The sequence below is a fragment of the Paenibacillus sp. J31TS4 genome, from assembly GCF_018403265.1.
Classification (GTDB): Bacteria; Bacillota; Bacilli; order Paenibacillales; family NBRC-103111; genus J31TS4.
Genome location: NZ_BOSI01000003.1, coordinates 16,820 through 32,151, shown reverse-complemented (window position 1 = coordinate 32,151; position 15,332 = coordinate 16,820). Strand labels below are relative to the sequence as shown.

At 58.7% G+C, this 15,332-nt stretch carries 15 protein-coding genes and 1 pseudogene; 11 read left to right on the top strand and 5 right to left on the bottom strand.

Annotated features, from left to right (window positions below):
* Positions 1-145: 145 nt before the first annotated feature.
* The 6 genes and pseudogenes from KJS47_RS15135 to KJS47_RS15115 all read left to right on the top strand — a co-directional run bounded on the left by KJS47_RS15135 (position 146) and on the right by KJS47_RS15115 (position 5,745).
* A complete protein-coding gene (locus tag KJS47_RS15135) occupies positions 146-664 on the top strand; it encodes an RNA polymerase sigma factor SigV (RefSeq protein WP_213525920.1) in 519 nt (172 codons plus the stop codon).
* Positions 648-1,526: an anti-sigma-V factor RsiV gene (gene rsiV / locus KJS47_RS15130; protein ID WP_213525919.1), complete on the top strand. Its 879-nt coding sequence runs from the start codon at positions 648-650 to the stop codon at positions 1,524-1,526. The genes KJS47_RS15135 and rsiV overlap by 17 nt, the downstream gene beginning before the upstream one ends.
* Positions 1,527-1,531: 5 nt before the next feature.
* Positions 1,532-1,687: pseudogene (locus KJS47_RS24410) on the top strand (phosphorothioated DNA-binding restriction endonuclease); the annotation flags it as partial.
* Between the two features lie 367 nt (positions 1,688-2,054).
* Positions 2,055-3,425, top strand: coding sequence for a neutral/alkaline non-lysosomal ceramidase N-terminal domain-containing protein (locus KJS47_RS15125; RefSeq protein WP_306433032.1), 1,371 nt, complete (start codon positions 2,055-2,057; stop codon positions 3,423-3,425).
* A gap of 324 nt (positions 3,426-3,749) precedes the next feature.
* Entirely contained in the window at positions 3,750-5,114 is a 1,365-nt protein-coding gene (locus KJS47_RS15120) for an RsmF rRNA methyltransferase first C-terminal domain-containing protein (protein WP_213525917.1), read from the top strand.
* A gap of 166 nt (positions 5,115-5,280) precedes the next feature.
* Positions 5,281-5,745 (top strand): DinB family protein, encoded by a 465-nt coding sequence (locus KJS47_RS15115; RefSeq protein ID WP_213525916.1) that lies wholly within the window; start codon positions 5,281-5,283, stop codon positions 5,743-5,745.
* A gap of 77 nt (positions 5,746-5,822) precedes the next feature.
* On the opposite strand, the gene KJS47_RS15110 is transcribed toward KJS47_RS15115, so the two are convergent.
* From KJS47_RS15110 to KJS47_RS15095, 4 genes are all read right to left on the bottom strand, one after another.
* Positions 5,823-6,617, bottom strand: a complete 795-nt coding sequence (locus tag KJS47_RS15110; RefSeq protein ID WP_213525915.1) for an ABC transporter permease — start codon at positions 6,615-6,617, stop codon at positions 5,823-5,825.
* Between the two features lie 3 nt (positions 6,618-6,620).
* Positions 6,621-7,400, bottom strand: a complete 780-nt coding sequence (locus KJS47_RS15105; RefSeq protein WP_213525914.1) for an ABC transporter ATP-binding protein — start codon at positions 7,398-7,400, stop codon at positions 6,621-6,623.
* Between the two features lie 7 nt (positions 7,401-7,407).
* A complete protein-coding gene (locus KJS47_RS15100) occupies positions 7,408-8,466 on the bottom strand; it encodes an ABC transporter substrate-binding protein (protein WP_213525913.1) in 1,059 nt (352 codons plus the stop codon).
* Positions 8,467-8,778: 312 nt separating this feature from the next.
* Positions 8,779-9,366, bottom strand: a complete 588-nt coding sequence (locus KJS47_RS15095) for a hypothetical protein (protein ID WP_213525912.1) — start codon at positions 9,364-9,366, stop codon at positions 8,779-8,781.
* A gap of 306 nt (positions 9,367-9,672) precedes the next feature.
* Between KJS47_RS15095 and KJS47_RS15090 the strand changes: the two genes are divergently transcribed.
* The 3 genes from KJS47_RS15090 (at position 9,673) to KJS47_RS15080 (ending at position 13,443) form a co-directional block, all read left to right on the top strand.
* The gene (locus KJS47_RS15090; protein WP_213525911.1) at positions 9,673-10,620 is read left to right on the top strand and encodes a helix-turn-helix transcriptional regulator; all 948 of its coding nucleotides are present in this window, start codon (positions 9,673-9,675) and stop codon (positions 10,618-10,620) included.
* Positions 10,621-10,909: 289 nt separating this feature from the next.
* Positions 10,910-11,929 (top strand): ABC transporter ATP-binding protein, encoded by a 1,020-nt coding sequence (locus KJS47_RS15085; protein ID WP_213525910.1) that lies wholly within the window; start codon positions 10,910-10,912, stop codon positions 11,927-11,929.
* Positions 11,926-13,443: an ABC transporter permease/substrate-binding protein gene (locus KJS47_RS15080; RefSeq protein WP_213525909.1), complete on the top strand. Its 1,518-nt coding sequence runs from the start codon at positions 11,926-11,928 to the stop codon at positions 13,441-13,443. The genes KJS47_RS15085 and KJS47_RS15080 overlap by 4 nt, the downstream gene beginning before the upstream one ends.
* A gap of 422 nt (positions 13,444-13,865) precedes the next feature.
* On the opposite strand, the gene KJS47_RS15075 is transcribed toward KJS47_RS15080, so the two are convergent.
* Positions 13,866-14,090, bottom strand: coding sequence for a helix-turn-helix domain-containing protein (locus KJS47_RS15075; RefSeq protein ID WP_213525908.1), 225 nt, complete (start codon positions 14,088-14,090; stop codon positions 13,866-13,868).
* Positions 14,091-14,189: 99 nt separating this feature from the next.
* On the opposite strand from KJS47_RS15075, the gene KJS47_RS15070 reads away from it, so the two are divergent.
* Both KJS47_RS15070 and KJS47_RS15065 read left to right on the top strand, forming a co-directional pair.
* Positions 14,190-14,447 (top strand): hypothetical protein, encoded by a 258-nt coding sequence (locus tag KJS47_RS15070; RefSeq protein ID WP_213525907.1) that lies wholly within the window; start codon positions 14,190-14,192, stop codon positions 14,445-14,447.
* 136 nt (positions 14,448-14,583) lie between these two features.
* Positions 14,584-15,141 (top strand): SLOG family protein, encoded by a 558-nt coding sequence (locus KJS47_RS15065; RefSeq protein ID WP_213525906.1) that lies wholly within the window; start codon positions 14,584-14,586, stop codon positions 15,139-15,141.
* Positions 15,142-15,332: the final 191 nt, after the last annotated feature.

The window sequence follows — 15,332 nt, the reverse complement described above, 5'->3', positions numbered from 1 at the left end:
GAACGCGAAATGAAGGAGGAGAGGAAGACTGGAGACGGATCAATCTGTAACTCGGTACGAAGGTCACTTGAAAGATGAGGAGGCTGCAATCTATGCTTCGCTTATAGCGGAAGCCATTCAACAGGGGGAGCAATGAGATGTGGGAATGAAGAACAACCGTGCGATGTTAGAGCAGTTTATAGTGGATTACAAAGAAAATATATACCGGCTGGCGTACAGCTATGTTCATAACAAGGCAGACGCTCTGGATATTGTGCAAGAATCGATCTACAAAGCGATGAAAACAAAGTCGAGCCTCCAAGATCCGGGAGCTATGAAAAGCTGGTTTTACCGCATTGTCGTTCATACGGCGCTTGACCTGCTCAGAAAGCAGAAGAAAGTCCAGCCCATGGAAGAAGAACAGCTTCATGCTTTCATGTACCAATCGGAGGATGCCTACGCGGATGTAGATATTCAGCAAACACTGGAACAACTTCCGGAAAAATATAGAGCCGTCCTTGTACTGCGGTTTTTCGAGGACTTAACGTTTGAAGAAGTGGCGGATGTGCTGCGTGAAAACATCAACACAGTGAAGACAAGATTATACCAGGCGCTCAAGTTGTTAAGGATTCAAATGGAATCCACCGCCCCCGAGAGGAGAAGAGAGAATGGATCGACGTCTTGAACAGCTCAAGCAGGAATATTCACAGGTCCCTATCCCGGAAGAATTGGATTTCGTCGTACGCGAAGCCCTAAACCAAACAAGGAGAAGAAAACCGGTATTCCGAAAATACATGGCCGGAGTGGGTGCTGCGGCTATTGTATTGGTAGCAGGCATTAATATGAGCCCAGCCTTAGCTCAACCCTTATCGGAAGTACCTGTCGTGGGATCGATTGTCAAAGTGCTTACGTTCCGAGAATATAAGATCGATAATGGAACCACCCAAGCCAATATCCAAGTGCCCGCCATTACGAATTTGGAAAACAAAACGCTGGAACAAACATTGAACAACAAATATTTGGAAGAAAGTAAGAAGTTGTATGATGATTTTATCGTAGAGATGAACGAGCTGAAGCAAAAGGGCGGAGGCCACATGGGTGTAGATAGTGGCTACGTTGTCAAAACGGATACGGATCGCATTCTCGCCGTAGGCCGATATGTCGTCAACACGGTTGGTTCTTCTTCCACTACCTTTAAATACGACACGATTGACAAGGAAAATCAGGTGTTGCTCACCCTTCCGGGTCTTTTCCGAGACGACCAGTATATCAACCTAATCAGCGAAACTATTAAAGAACAGATGAGGGAGCAGATGAAGGCGGACCCGCAAAAGATCTACTGGGTGGAGGGAACGGGGAATGAGATGCCTGAGTCCAATTTTAAAGCCATTGCTCCGGATCAATCGTTCTACATTAACAAGGACGGAAAGCTGGTCATTGTATTTGATAAATATGAAGTCGCTCCAGGTTATATGGGCGTAGTGGAATTCACCATTCTGACCTCAGCGCTCGCCGATGTGCTGGTCAGTAATGAATATATAAAATAATTGGACATAACACCGACGGGCTAACGGCGGAGTTGTTAATGAGATACGACGGCAAGAGAATACGTGATCCTATCAATCCGAGCTATACACCCAGCAATCAATTCGTCCACTGGCATGTCCGTGAGGTTTTCCGGGGCCCGGCCAGATATCGAACACGATAGGCAAGTGTAACTAGATCAAGGATTGCCCGTTACCCTTTCCCGCCAGGGAAGGGGTTTTCTGCATGCGTAAAGGCAAGAATAGGGGATCTCGCTCTCCACCAGTCCTTACCCCCTCCTCGCCACCCATACCGTCCAGGCATCCTTCTCCACAATGGGGCCGTCCAAACTTCGATCAACTAGCTGATTTGGCAAATATCCACCGTTACCTCCAGCCATCATTTCAATACTAGAATAATACCTATCCTATATATGTATTTACTCTTGAACATCTCTGCTTTACAATCTTATTATCAAGCAGTCATCGACGAAAAAACTAATCGGGTTAACAAACAGGCCGCCAAGCAGGCTGGTTATGAGGTGAGAGGAAATGGCAAAAGCAGCTGCAATGAGATTTTGTTGCGCGAGCGAGGTTATAACTCCGGATCATCCTGTCTTTATGCATGGCTTCGGGGCGAGAGAACAAAAGAGCGAGGGCGTTCACGATGACTTGTATGTGAAGGCAGTGTTATTGGAGGCGAATAAGCAGCTGCTTATTCTCACGATCGATGCGTTAGGGGCGGACCGCAGCTTCGTGGATGGCATCAAGGATGCACTGCTAGAAGCATTTGGGCTGGGGCACGATGAGGTGCTGATTAATTTCTCCCATACGCATCATTCGGTCTTTTTTACAGGCCTCGACGCCGGCAAAAGGCGGGGTGCCTACAGCATCGCGCAGGACAGATGGCCCGAGAGCGAGGCTGAGGTAGATTATACCGCGGATGAGGAGTTGTTCCGCTCCATGCGGGATACCATTATCCGGATGACCAACTATTGCCGCAGCAACCTGATCGAGGGAGAGCTTTTCGTCGGGCGTTCGATCTCCGATTTTGCCGTGAGCAGGCGCAAGCCGGATTCGGACGGGAAGATCGAATGGAGGCCTTACCATGAGGCGGAAATCGATAAAGAGCTGCTAGTTTTGAAGCTGACTGACTTGTCTGGCACGGTAAAAGGCATTTTGTATAATTACGGGTGCCATACGACGGCGATGGGTGCTCAGCTGAAGCTTTCTAACGATTTTGCGGGCACCACGTCCCGTGTCTTGGAGGAAGCCTACCCGGAGGCAACTGCTCTCTTCCTGCAAGGCTGTGCCGGGGAGCTGAAGCCGCTGAGGAGCGCGGATGGCGACAGGTTCAAGGCGTTGTCCTATGAGGAGATGGAGGAAGCCGGAACCGATCTGGCGAACGATGTGCTGAGGCTGCTTGCCGATGGGGCTTTTGAGAAAATTCAATGCGAGTTTCGGACGGTGCTGGCGGATCCGCTGCTTTACACCGAGCAGACGCCAGCCGCCTTCTATGAGTCGATCGCGAGCGAGTCGACTTCCCTGTTTTACCGGAATGCAGCGAAAAGGACGATAGAAGCAATTCAGGACGGGTCGATCAAGGACCGGCTGCCGCATTATATCTGCCTCTGGCATCTGGACGCCAACACGCGCCTGGTCGCTATGGAAGGAGAAGTCTCCACCGAATACTCGTTACTGATCAAGAAGCTGCTCCGTCCTCATACAACGTTAACGCTGGGTTATACGAATGGGGTATACTGCTACATCCCGACGCGGAAAATGATTAGGGAGGGCGGCTACGAGGCAAGCTGTAACTTCTTCTTTAATCTGAGGGGCCCGTGGGTTCCGGAAATCGAAGACATTATTATCGGGCAAATCGCTAAAGCGGAGATGACACTGTCCCAACCGAGCATGGCTTAAGGTCGCCGCCATCTTGATATGCGCGGCTTGAATGGGATGAGCCTTGCCGGATAGGGAACGGCCTCTACGCTGTTGAAGCTGGCCTGTGATTAATTTGGCATCCGATGGATTAGGTTGAAAAGTAGATCCTGCACGCGAATTCGTGTAAAGTAAAGAATACCTTGTTTTCCCGGCAGGAAAACAGCTGGATGTTGGCGGGGCCTCGGGCAAAGGACACTTTGCACCGCAGGCCTTTTCCGGCCTTTTCGTGATTCCGCTGAGCGGTTTGCCGCTCGGTGGGACAACCCGGGGGAAGATCAAATTCGGAATAGAGAGGACGAGAGCATGAAGCTGCCTGAGGAGTTTTTGGACCGGATGAAAGGGATGCTCGGAGAGGAGTACGACGCATTCGTTAGCAGCTATGCGGAGCCGAGCGAGCATGGGCTGCGGGTGAATAGGCTGAAGCTGTCGGCGGAGGAGTTTCGGGCGATTAGTCCGGTCGCGCTCGAGCCGATTCCTTGGGTGCGGGACGGCTTCTTCTATAAGGAGGGCCGGCCGGGCAAGCACCCGTACCACGAAGCCGGCCTCTATTATATCCAGGAGCCGAGCGCGATGGCGGTCGGCGAGCTGGTCGGGGCTAAGCCAGGCGAAAGGGTGCTCGATCTGTGCGCCGCGCCGGGGGGCAAGACGACGCATCTGGCGGCCGGGATGCAGCAGCAGGGGCTGCTGCTGGCCAATGAGCCGCATCCGGCTAGAGCCCGCATCCTGTCGCAAAATGTCGAGAGGATGGGCATTCGCAACGCGGTGGTGACGAATGAAATGCCGGACCGCCTGGCGGAACGCTTCCCGGCTTTTTTCGACCGGGTGCTGGTGGACGCTCCCTGCTCGGGGGAAGGGATGTTCCGAAAGGACCCGGAGGCGTGCGAGCAGTGGAGCCCGGAACACGTCACCCTCTGCGCGTCGAGGCAGCAGGACATTCTGCGGCATGCCGCCGTTATGCTGAAGCCGGGCGGGGTGCTTGTCTACTCGACGTGCACCTTCGCGCCGGAGGAGAACGAGGGCGTGATCAGCCGGTTTCTGCAGGAGGAAGACCAGTTTGAGCTGGTCGAGCCTCCCGTCCACGAAGGCTTTGGCGAAGGCCAACCCGATTGGGTGGCTGGCGAAGCGGCTGACGTGGAGAAGACGGTCCGGCTGTGGCCGCATCGGCTGCGGGGCGAAGGGCATTACGTCGCAGTGCTCCGCAAGACGGACGGCGAGACGCCGCCGATCAAGCGGCCGGGGGAGGAGCGGCTGACGGACCGCAAGCTGCTGAAGGAGTATGAGGCGTTCGCGCGCGAATCGCTGACGGAGACGCCGGCCGGCGACTTTCTCCTGTTCGGGGACCAGCTGTATATGCTGCCCGACGGCATGCTGTCGCTGAGAGGGCTCAAGGTGCCACGGCCGGGCTGGCATCTGGGGACGGTGAAGAAGAATCGGTTTGAGCCGTCCCACGCTCTGGCGTTATCCCTGAAAAAGGGACAGGCTGTGCGAAGCTGGAGTCTGGCCCCGGATTCGCCCGAGGCGCAGGCGTACCTGCGCGGGGAGTCGCTCGCCGCGGAAGGGCCGAAGGGATGGTGTGTGGTGGACGTTAGCGGCTATCCGCTCGGTTGGGGCAAGCTTGCGGACGGCTTGCTTAAGAACCATTTTCCGAAGGGGCTGCGCTGGATGTAGCTGGCTCCGAAGTGACGGCAACGGGGGATGCGGTAGGGCAGCGAACAGGGGGTTGCGCAAAAGGTCCAGCAGCCAGCCCCCTTGCTCTTCTCCCCTCGGCGGGCTATTCTCGGATAGAGAGGCGCGGAGACTTGTCTGCGACCATCCCACCAGAGGAGGAACCATCATGGACGACCAATTGATCTTTCAACAGCTGAAGCTGAACCGCTCCCGGACGCTGGAGGCGGCCGCGTCGGTTACCGAAGAGGAAGCCGACCGCATCCCGAACGGTTTCAATAACAACATCCGCTGGCAGCTCGGCCACATCCTGACGACCCAGGAGCGGATGGCGTTTCGCTTCATCGGCGAGCCGCTGGGGCTGCCTGAGGAGCTGACCGGCCTGTTCGTCAACGGCACGAAGCCCGCCGACTGGACGAGCGCGCCGCCCGATCTCGCGACGCTCCGCCGTCTGCTGGAGGAGCAGCCAGAGCGGATCCGCGAGCGGCTGCAGGGCCGGCTCCAGACGCCACTGACGCTGCCGTTCAAAGACTTCACTGCGCTAGAGGAGGCACTCGTCTTCAGCATCGGTCACGAGGCGATGCACGCGGGCTTCCTGAAGGCGCTTCACCGTATAACAGCGGCCGCGCAGTGACCCGACAACCGAACAAAGCCCGAAGGCGTACAGACGCTCGCTTTCGGGCTTTTTGTTGTTTTCTTAATAAACCGAGATTATTTCCAAGGCAGCAGGCGGTTCTCCAGCCATTGCAGGCCCCGGTTGAATAGAAGGCCGAGCAGCGACAGCACGACGACGCCGACCATCAGCTTGGTGGTGAGCATCAGGTTGCCGTAATGCAGCACCATGGAGCCGATCCCTTGCTTGGCCGCGATCATCTCGGCGGCGACGAGCAGGAGCAGGGACGTCCCGGCTGCGAGCTTGAGTCCGGCGAAAATAACCGGCAGCGCGCCGGGCAGGATGACCTTGCGGATGACGCTCATGTGGCTTGCGCCGAAGCTGACCGCTGCTTTGATCAGAATGGCGTCGACGTTCTTGACGCCCGAGTACGTGTTGATGACGACCGGGAAAAACACGCCGAGCGCGATGATCGTAATCTTCGGCAGCTCACCGATCCCGAGCCAGAGCACGATAAGCGGCAGCAGGGCGATCTTCGGGATCGTGTAGAGCGAGTAGACGATCGGGCTGCCGATCGCTTCCGCCCACCGCGAGAACCCGAGTGCGAGGCCGATGGCGATGCCGACAGAAGCACCGAGCAGGAAGCCGAGCACGATGCGGTACAGGCTGGCCCCTACGTTTTGGAGCAGGTCGCCTTGGGTGATCATTTCCCAGCCGGTCGTCAGAATGGCGGTCGGGGCAGGCAAGAAGAGCGGGGAGACCCACTCGAGCCGGCAGATCAGCTCCCAGAGCAGCAGGATGACGGCGATCCCGAGAAGCGATGCATAGCCGGGCACCTTGGTCTCCAGGAAGGCGACTTTGTTCTTGATATATTTCTTGGATGGTTCCGCCACTTGCTAGCCCTCCTTGAGCGCATCCTCGGCTTCTTGCCGGATGAGGTTCCAGATTTGCTTGACATAATCGTCGAACGGAACGCGAAACTCCTCGCTGTCCCGTCCCGCTTTGGGCAGGTCGATCGGGATGATCTCCTTGATCCGCCCGGGATGGCGCGACAGCACGACCACGCGGTCGGCGAGATAGACGGCCTCCGAAATGTTGTGCGTAACGTACAGCGTGCTGAGACGGGTGCGGCTCCAGATGGTGAGCAGCTCCTCTTGCATGAGCGTCCGCGTCTGCGCGTCGAGCGCGGAGAACGGTTCGTCCATGAGCAGCAGATCGGGCTCGATGGCGAGCGCCCGGGCGATGCCCGCCCGCTGCCGCATGCCGCCGGACAGCTGCTTCGGATACGCCTGCTCGAACCCGGTCAGTCCGACCATGTCGAGGTAGACCTTGGCCTTCTCGAGCCGCTCCTTTTTGCCGACGCCCATCTCCTCCAGCCCGAAGGCGATGTTGTCGATGACGGTGCGCCATGGGAACAGAGCGATCTCTTGGAAGACGATGCCGAGCCGCGGATCGTCCTGCTTAGCGGACAGGCCTTCGAAGTAGACGCCGCCTTCCGTTGGAGAGAGCAGCCCTCCGACAATGTTGAGCAGCGTGGATTTGCCGCAGCCGCTCGGACCGACCAGGACGACGAATTCTTCCTTGTTGATGGCGAAGTCGATCTGGCTGAGCGCCGTCACTTCCTTGCCTTTCTTGTCACGAAACGTCTTGCTGACTCCGTCGACCACTACTCTCATAGCGGCCTCACTTCCCCAGCGCCTTGAGCGCTTCGTCCAGCAGTTCGGTGTTGACGATCGACTTGGCGTCGACGGCCTTCTCGATCATTTGATTCTTGAAATACCAGTCCACCTGGGTTTTGATGTCATCGGCGAACAGCTTGCCGTCGCGGTCCATGTACGGCAGGCCGAGCTTGATGTTCTCCGCCGGCTGGTCCGTGTACTTGGCGATGATGTTGATGACTTCGTCGTAGTTGGCTCCCGGTGCGGGCTTGCCATCCTTCTGTACGAGTACGGCGTCATAGTAGTAGCGGGACGCTTTGGCGTACGCCTTCATGAACCGGACGGCGGCGTCGCGGTTGTCCGCGAACTTCTGCGAGAAAAAGACGCCCGATGTCTGGTAGTCGATCTCGTCGCCCACCTGGGAAATAACCTTGCCGTAGCCTTCCTTCACGACGGCCGTAATGTTCGGCTCGTTCAGCAGCACGGCGTCGACCTGCTTGCTCTTGAGCGTCTCCATCATGGCGTTCACTTTGCCGAGCGGCACGAGCTCGACGTCGGCGAGCGACAGTCCGTACTTCTCCAGCAGGCGGCCAGCCATGTAGTGGAACGTGGAACCGGTCTGGGTGATGCCGATCTTCTTGCCCTTAAGATCCTTGACGGATGCGATCGAGGAATCCTTATGGACGAGGAGGGCGGAGGACGAGAAGCCCTTTTGCTCCCGACCTTTGTCGGCGACGATCAGCAGCTTTTGGCCGCCGGCGATCATATTGAACAGGCTCGCGGTAATGCCGGTCGCTCCGACGTCGACGCTTCCCGAAGCGGTGGCGACGGCGATCGGCTGGGCCGCATCGAACCATTTCACGTCGGCTTCGATTCCTTCATCTTTGAAAAAGCCTTTCTCCAGCGCGATGAACAGTGGCGCGGAGCTGGTCAACTTGAGCATGCCGATCTCCAGCTTTACGGGCTTGGCCGTGGTACCCGAGCCGGAGGCTCCCTCGGCGGATTTGTCCTTGTTACCGCAGGCGCTTAGCACAGTAGCCAAGACCAGCAGAACAGCAAGCAATAATGTGGTGTTCTTCTTCATTCCTAACCCTCCATGATGCGATATGTACTGCTAAACCTACACAATTCGACAGAAATGGGCAAAATCCTTTTAGAAAATTTAAACAGCGTATAATTTTCGCGAGAAAAGTCTTAGGCAGCTGCTAACCAGAAGCCCCGGCAAAATAAAGACGCCCGGCACGTGCCGGGCGTCTCGTTCGTTTATGGTGCAGCAAAGCTGGCCGATCGCCGAATACAGGGGACCGCAAGGTTCGTTTTTTGGTCTAGCTAAGTCTCGGCCGATTCAACGATGCTGGCCCGCGGCATATCCCAACCACGTCGGCCAATCGCTTACCTACTCGGCCTTCAGCAGCTCGCGAATCTTCTCCGCATCCGAGCGGATGCCGTCCCGATTGCGGAGAACGTCGCCGTACCACCGATCGATCTCGGCGTGATCGTCCGCCGACAGCGGGATTCCTTCGGATACCTTTTTCACGATTTCCGTTACGCTGCCTACCCGGCTGCGCAGCCGGGGGACCTGCTGTCTGTACCGATCCTCAGCCGTTGGGTCGAAATGCTTGCCCCAATGGACGAGCCCCTGGTTGATGTGTTCCTCCGCATAGAGCGTCGAGGCGGCGACGATGAGCATGGGCTCGAAGCGCGCGCCGGGTGTGATCATCTCCTCGTAGCGGTCCAGTGCCGGCTCCAGCTCGTCCAAGATGGCAAGCAGCCGCGTCTCCGCTTCGAGCGTAAGCGGGCGTGCTGGATCAAAGTCACGCAGCAGCGGAGTCAGTGTGTCGAGCGATGCGGTCAAACTTTGGCGGGCTTCCTCGGACGGCTCGTACTCCAGCATTTCCTGGATGCGCTCCGAGACGAACAGTCTCTGGAGGTAGCCGTACAGGAGGACCATGCCATTGTATTTTCTGGCTTGGCGGGTCATCATGGCGTTCTCTCCTTTCCCAGTCAATGGACGCACTCTTCACTATTTAACCGGATGCGCACCCATTCAGCCAGCTTTGGGGAGGAGAGGAGGAGTTTTTTTGTTAGGCCAGTCGCTCCAGCAATCGGCATGGCCGTACAGCAGAAGAGGGGGCCGCGCTTTTTTTCCCGAGAGGAAGATAAGATAGCGTGTCAAACCGTTCAAATGGAAAGCTCAACGCCTCGAATGGACTGGCTATGCTCGCCATTCTGCCGGATAATAGTGACAAGATCTGTCATGATTCTAGAGAACAATCAAAGGAGAACCAGTATGCCCAAATCGCAGCGGCTTGTGGAGATGATGCTCACCGTCAATCGGAAGCGTACCTTTACGGTAAAGGAGCTAGCGCGGGAATTCGGGGTGTCGTCCAGAACGATCCTGCGAGACCTGCAGGAGCTGAGCGAGTTAGGGGTGCCTTTGTATGCGGAGGTAGGTCCTCACGGCGGGTACCGGGTTTTGAACCGAAGGCTTCTGCCGCCTATCGCCTTCACCGAGAAAGAAGCGGCCGCCGTCTTTTTTGCCATTCATGCTCTGCGTCCTTATTCCTCGCTCCCCTTTGAAGCGGAAGCATCGTCGGTCTTGAACAAATTTTATGCTTATCTGCCGGAGGATGTCAGAAGCCGGATCGATCTGATGAAGGACCGCGTGGAGTTCGTTACGCCTGCCCGGCGGGCCAGCTCGCCGCATTTGTCCCTGCTGCTGGACGCGGCCGTCGAGCAAAAGGTGCTGCTCATCGAGTATGAGACAAAGGAAGGCCGGACGGAGCGGGAAATCCAGCCGATTGGAATCTATACAAGGAATGGCCTTTGGTACTGTCCCGCCTATTCGTTCGAGCGCAGAGAGATGCGTGTGTTCCGGTGCGACCGCATCCGGGAAGTTAAGCATGCGGCCACAGAACCGCTGGATCTTCGGCATTTGCACCTGGGCAATCGGAATGAGAGCCGGTCGAAAGCCCTGGACACCATCCGGCTCGTGGTCGAGCTGACCCCAGCGGGGGTCGAGGTTTGCGAGGCGGAGCCTTGGCAGGAGCCCAGGCTCCATATCCGCGAGGATGGTACCGGCTGGCTCGAAGGCACCGTCTCGAGACAGGATCTCCCGTTCTTCGCCCGGTTCTTCCTCCGCCTGGGGAAGGACGTGACGGTCAACGGACCGCCGGAGCTGCTGGGGGCAATCCGGCAGGAACTAACTGAGCTGGCGGCCCACTACGGTTCCTCTTGATGGCCGGTGTAATCCGAAAGGGACACCGGCATTACGCTTGGTGTGGCTAGTTGCTCGGTGGGCCGGTCCGGCGCCGAACTCTTGTGCGGCCCGCCGCTTGCGACCGTTCCCGGCTCCGTTAGTCCGACCCTCCCGGCTATTTTTCTCCATTCTGTTTCGCGGCTCCGTATCTGCTCCATACTAATAGAGAGAGATAGAAAGCAGGGGCGAAAGGAGCGAATGAGGCGTCCTTGTCCCTAGACGGGCAGTCTCGGAGCCGAGGCGGCTGCCTGCATGGAGGAGGCTGGCAATGATCGAATTCGAACGGGTGGTCAAGCGCTATCCCGGGCAGGAACCGGCCTTGCATGCGCTGGATTTGAAGATAGAAGAGGGCGAGTTCTTCGTTCTGATCGGGCCGAGCGGCTGCGGTAAGACGACGACGCTCAAGCTGATCAACCGGCTCATTCCCCGCACGGAGGGCGAGCTGCGGATTGCGGGCCGTTCCGTCGACGAATACGACGTATACGAGCTCCGCTGGAACATTGGGTATGTGCTCCAGCAAATCGCGCTTTTCCCCCATCTGACCATCGGGGAGAATATTGCTATAGTCCCGGAGCTGAAGGGCTGGGACAAGCGCCGCATTCGAGCACGGGTGGACGAGCTGCTCGCCATGGTCGGCCTCGAGCCGTCGGACTACCGGACGCGCCGGCCGGCGGAGCTGTCGGGCGGCCAGCAGCAGCGAGTCGGTGTCGCCCGGGCGCTGGCGGCTGACCCGCAAATTTTGCTGATGGACGAGCCGTTCAGCGCGCTCGACCCGCTCAGCCGGGAAAAGCTGCAGAACGACCTCGTCGACTTGCAGAGGACGATCCGTAAGACGATTGTCTTCGTTACGCACGATATGCAGGAAGCGCTTAAGCTGGGGGACCGGATTTGCCTGATGAACGAAGGCCGCGTCGTGCAGGTCGACACCCCGGCGGGCTTCCGGACCCGCCCGGCGAACGCCTTTGCCGAGCGGTTCGTCGGCGCCGGACCGGGTGCCGTGGCCGGAAGCCTCTCCATCGGCGAGGTGCTCCGGCGGCTCCCCGCGGCAGGGGACGCGATGAGCGGCGGAGAGGCGCCGGCCGCGACCGGACAAGTGTCCGACGGCAGGGGCACCGCACGCTCCGTTCGCGTCGTCTCGGCGGAGCTGCCGCTCCGGGACGCGCTTGAGCTGCTCGCCGAGGAGGAAGAGCTGGCAGTGCACGAGGACGATCGCTGCCTCGGGACGATCTCGAGGCGGGAGCTGCTCCGCTTCCTCGCGGACCGGTTGCGGGAGGAGGAGAGCCGATGAACGTGCTGCTGGACGTGCTGCAGGAGCGCCAATCCCAGCTGGCCGGGGCGATTGCCGCCCATCTGGTGCTGTCGTTCCTTGCTCTTGTATTCGCCGTGCTGCTCGCGCTGCCGCTCGGCATCTGGCTGTCGAGACGGCCGCGGGCGGCAGAAGCCGTTATCGGGGTGGCCTCCGTACTCCAGACGATTCCGTCTCTCGCACTGCTCGGCATGATGATCCCGCTGCTCGGCATCGGCAAGCTGCCGGCGGTCATCGCGCTCGTGCTCTATGCGCTGCTGCCGATATTGCGCAACACGTACACCGGCATCCGCGAGGTGGATCCCGCTCTGATCGAGGCGGCGGAGGCGATGGGCATGAACAGCCGTAAACGGCTGTTCAAAGTCGAGCTGCCACTCGCCGCCTCGGTTATTCTCGCCGGCATCCGGACCGCCACCGTGCTCATCATCAGCACGGCGACGCTCGCTGCCCTTATCGGCGCGGGCGGTCTCGGCGACCTCATCCTGCTCGGCATCGACCGGAACGACACGGCGCTCCTTTTGCTCGGGGCGATTCCGGCCGCGCTGCTTGCGCTTCTGTTCGATCTGCTGCTGCGGGGGCTGGGCCGGCTCGGTGTTCGGCGGCTTGTGCCTGGGGCCGCCGCGGCAGTGCTGCTGGTTGCGGTGATCGCCGCGGCTCCGCTCCTGGGCGGGTCGAAAGACAACCGGCTTGTCGTGGCCGGCAAGCTGGGTGCAGAGCCGGAGATCCTGATTCAGATGTACCGATTGTTGATCGAGGAGAACACCGACCTTCGGGTTGAGTTGAAGCCGGGGCTCGGCAAAACGTCGTTTCTGTTCAAAGCGCTGCAGAGTGGCGACATCGACCTGTACCCCGAATTTACGGGGACGGCGATCTCGGAATTTCTGAAGGAGCCGCCCATCAGTACCGACCGAAAGCAGGTGTACGAGCAGGCGCGGGCGGGTATGGCGGAACGGTTCGGCATGGAGCTGCTGGCCCCGATGGCCTACAACAACACATACGCGCTGGCCATGCCGGCCGCGTTTGCCGAAGCGCAAGGGCTCCGAACGATCTCGGATCTGAAGAAGGTGCAAAGCACGATAGCGGCGGGCTTCACACTGGAATTCGCTGACCGCGAGGACGGCTACCGGGGCATCCAAAAGCGATACGGCATCGAGCTGGCCCGAATCGCCAAGATGGAGCCAAAGATCCGCTACCAGGCGATCCAGTCTGGCGACATCCAACTCGTGGACGCTTACTCCACCGACAGCGAACTGCAGCAGTACGGGCTCAAGATGCTGGAGGACGACCGGGGCCTGTTCCCGCCTTACCAGGGAGCGCCGCTGCTTCGCAAGGAGACGTTGGAGCGGCATCCCGAGCTGCGGGACGTGCTGGGCCGGCTGGCCGGCCTCATCACCGACGAGGAGATGCGCGGAATGAACTACAAGGTGAATGTGGAGGGCGCGTCTGCGGAAGAGACCGCGCGGACGTATTTGTGGGAGGCAGGGCTGCTGCCTTGAGTGGCAGTCCTTCGGCTCGTGGGCCCCGGACTCTCTTCCTCCGCACGTACAAGGCAGGAGCGACAACTCGCTCACTGCCTGGGTGCCCCGCTCACCCGCCAGCTCGCGATACCCCGCCCACTGCCCGCGAGCGGCAGCCCCCTCACCGCCTACAAGTGGTAATCGCCCACCGCCCACGTGAGGTGCCCGCTCACCATCAGCGTGAGGTGATCCCTCACCGCCTACATGCGATACCCCGCCCACTGCCCGCAAGAGGCAGCCCTCTCACCGCCTGCTTGTGGCCCCCCGCCCACCGCCCACGAGCGTGCCCGCTCACCTGCCTACGTACGGTACCCCCCTCACCGCCTACATGCGATACCCCGTCCGCACAGGCCGCTTCGCCGCCATGCAAAAAAAGCCGTCCAGGGCCGGACGGCTTTCGACTATTCCTCGAATTCCTCCACGAGATCGATAATCTCGCGAATGTCGCTGATGCCGAGAGCATCGGCGATTTTTTCGATATGGGAGAAATTGATGCTGCTGCGCTTTCCGTTGGCCAGCTCGCTGAGCGCCGCATGGCGCACGTCCGAGAGCCGGGACAGCTCGCGCAGCGAGATGTTGTGCTGACGGGTCAGCCGGGATATATTCACGATCACTTTTTTGGCCATAGGGACCTTTGTATTACGCCTTCGCGTACCATAGCACTATCCATTATATGGTACCGTTTTTTGTAGAGTCAATTATGCGAGAAGCGAGGAGGGAGACAATTGGATAATTGGATCACCGAGGCGATTGTGAGGCGATATGATAATTTGGCGGCGGATTCCGAGAGATGGAAGCCGCTTGGGGCAGGGAAGACAGGGACGGAGGAGCTGGCGGCTTTGCTGGCGGAGGAAGAGCTGCGGCTGTACCGGGAATGGCTGGCGATGCAGGGCGAGCAGGAGGACCGGCAAAACCAATGGTTTTACTACAAAGGGGTGCAGGACGGTATGCGGCTCCTGCGCTATCTGCAGGCGAATCGCTAGTACGCGAAGCAAAGTGGAGCCAGCGGCTGCGTAAGCTCCAATGCTCTCCCCGGTTGTAAGGCGGGGCGGATTGGTGTAAGGTGGTTCTACACAGCGGGAGCGCGCGGCCGCTCTCGAATGAAGGAGTTCGCTTGCGATGAATAATCTGCTGGTTACCGGGTATCGAGCCCACGAGCTGAATATTTTTGACGACAAGCATCCCGGCATCCGCTACATCAAGAAGGCGATTCAGTCCCGGCTGCGTCCTCTGCTGGACGAGGGGCTCGAATGGGTGCTGACGCCCGGGCAGTACGGGGTCGATTTGTGGGCGTGCGAAGCGGCCCTGGAGTTGAAGGCAGACTACCCGCATCTGAAGGTCTCCATCCTGTCGGCCTATGCGAACCCGGAGGAGAAGTGGAAGGAGGAGAAGCAGGAGTATTACCGGAATCTAACCCGCCGGGTCGACTTCTACGGCCTCGTCAGCAAGCAGCCGTACAGCGGCGTCTGGCAGCTGCGGGCGCGGGACGAGCTGCTGCTTCGCAAGTCTGAGGGCGCTCTTCTCGTCTACGACGAGGAGGCGGCGGAGGGAAGCCCCAAGTATATGAAGGCCGCCGCCTTGAAGAAGCAGGCGGAGGGCGATTACCGCTATATAGCGATCACGCTCGAGGAGATTCAGAGTATCGCCGACGAGGAAGCGATGGAGGCGTATGAGTAGCGGAACAAACGAATAACATAGGGATGTTTCGTTACAAGGCCGCTTCGTTTTGCACAGCCGCAGGCAGGGTGTGAAGCCTCCCTTTCCAAGCCCTAGTCGAACTGGGGCTTTTTTGCGTTTCTTCCTTTCCCTCTCCTGCCTGCCAATTTTTGACCGTGTCGGAGGGGCCGAGATCTTCTATCATAGGCTTA

Coding starts and splice junctions, on each gene's coding strand:
- KJS47_RS15135 (WP_213525920.1), top strand. CDS start 146: ATGAAGAACAACCGTGCGATGTTAGAGCAGTTTATAGTGGATTACAAA.
- rsiV (WP_213525919.1), top strand. CDS start 648: ATGGATCGACGTCTTGAACAGCTCAAGCAGGAATATTCACAGGTCCCT.
- KJS47_RS15125 (WP_306433032.1), top strand. CDS start 2,055: ATGGCAAAAGCAGCTGCAATGAGATTTTGTTGCGCGAGCGAGGTTATA.
- KJS47_RS15120 (WP_213525917.1), top strand. CDS start 3,750: ATGAAGCTGCCTGAGGAGTTTTTGGACCGGATGAAAGGGATGCTCGGA.
- KJS47_RS15115 (WP_213525916.1), top strand. CDS start 5,281: ATGGACGACCAATTGATCTTTCAACAGCTGAAGCTGAACCGCTCCCGG.
- KJS47_RS15105 (WP_213525914.1), bottom strand. CDS start 7,400: ATGAGAGTAGTGGTCGACGGAGTCAGCAAGACGTTTCGTGACAAGAAA.
- KJS47_RS15100 (WP_213525913.1), bottom strand. CDS start 8,466: ATGAAGAAGAACACCACATTATTGCTTGCTGTTCTGCTGGTCTTGGCT.
- KJS47_RS15095 (WP_213525912.1), bottom strand. CDS start 9,366: ATGATGACCCGCCAAGCCAGAAAATACAATGGCATGGTCCTCCTGTAC.
- KJS47_RS15090 (WP_213525911.1), top strand. CDS start 9,673: ATGCCCAAATCGCAGCGGCTTGTGGAGATGATGCTCACCGTCAATCGG.
- KJS47_RS15085 (WP_213525910.1), top strand. CDS start 10,910: ATGATCGAATTCGAACGGGTGGTCAAGCGCTATCCCGGGCAGGAACCG.
- KJS47_RS15080 (WP_213525909.1), top strand. CDS start 11,926: ATGAACGTGCTGCTGGACGTGCTGCAGGAGCGCCAATCCCAGCTGGCC.
- KJS47_RS15075 (WP_213525908.1), bottom strand. CDS start 14,090: ATGGCCAAAAAAGTGATCGTGAATATATCCCGGCTGACCCGTCAGCAC.
- KJS47_RS15065 (WP_213525906.1), top strand. CDS start 14,584: ATGAATAATCTGCTGGTTACCGGGTATCGAGCCCACGAGCTGAATATT.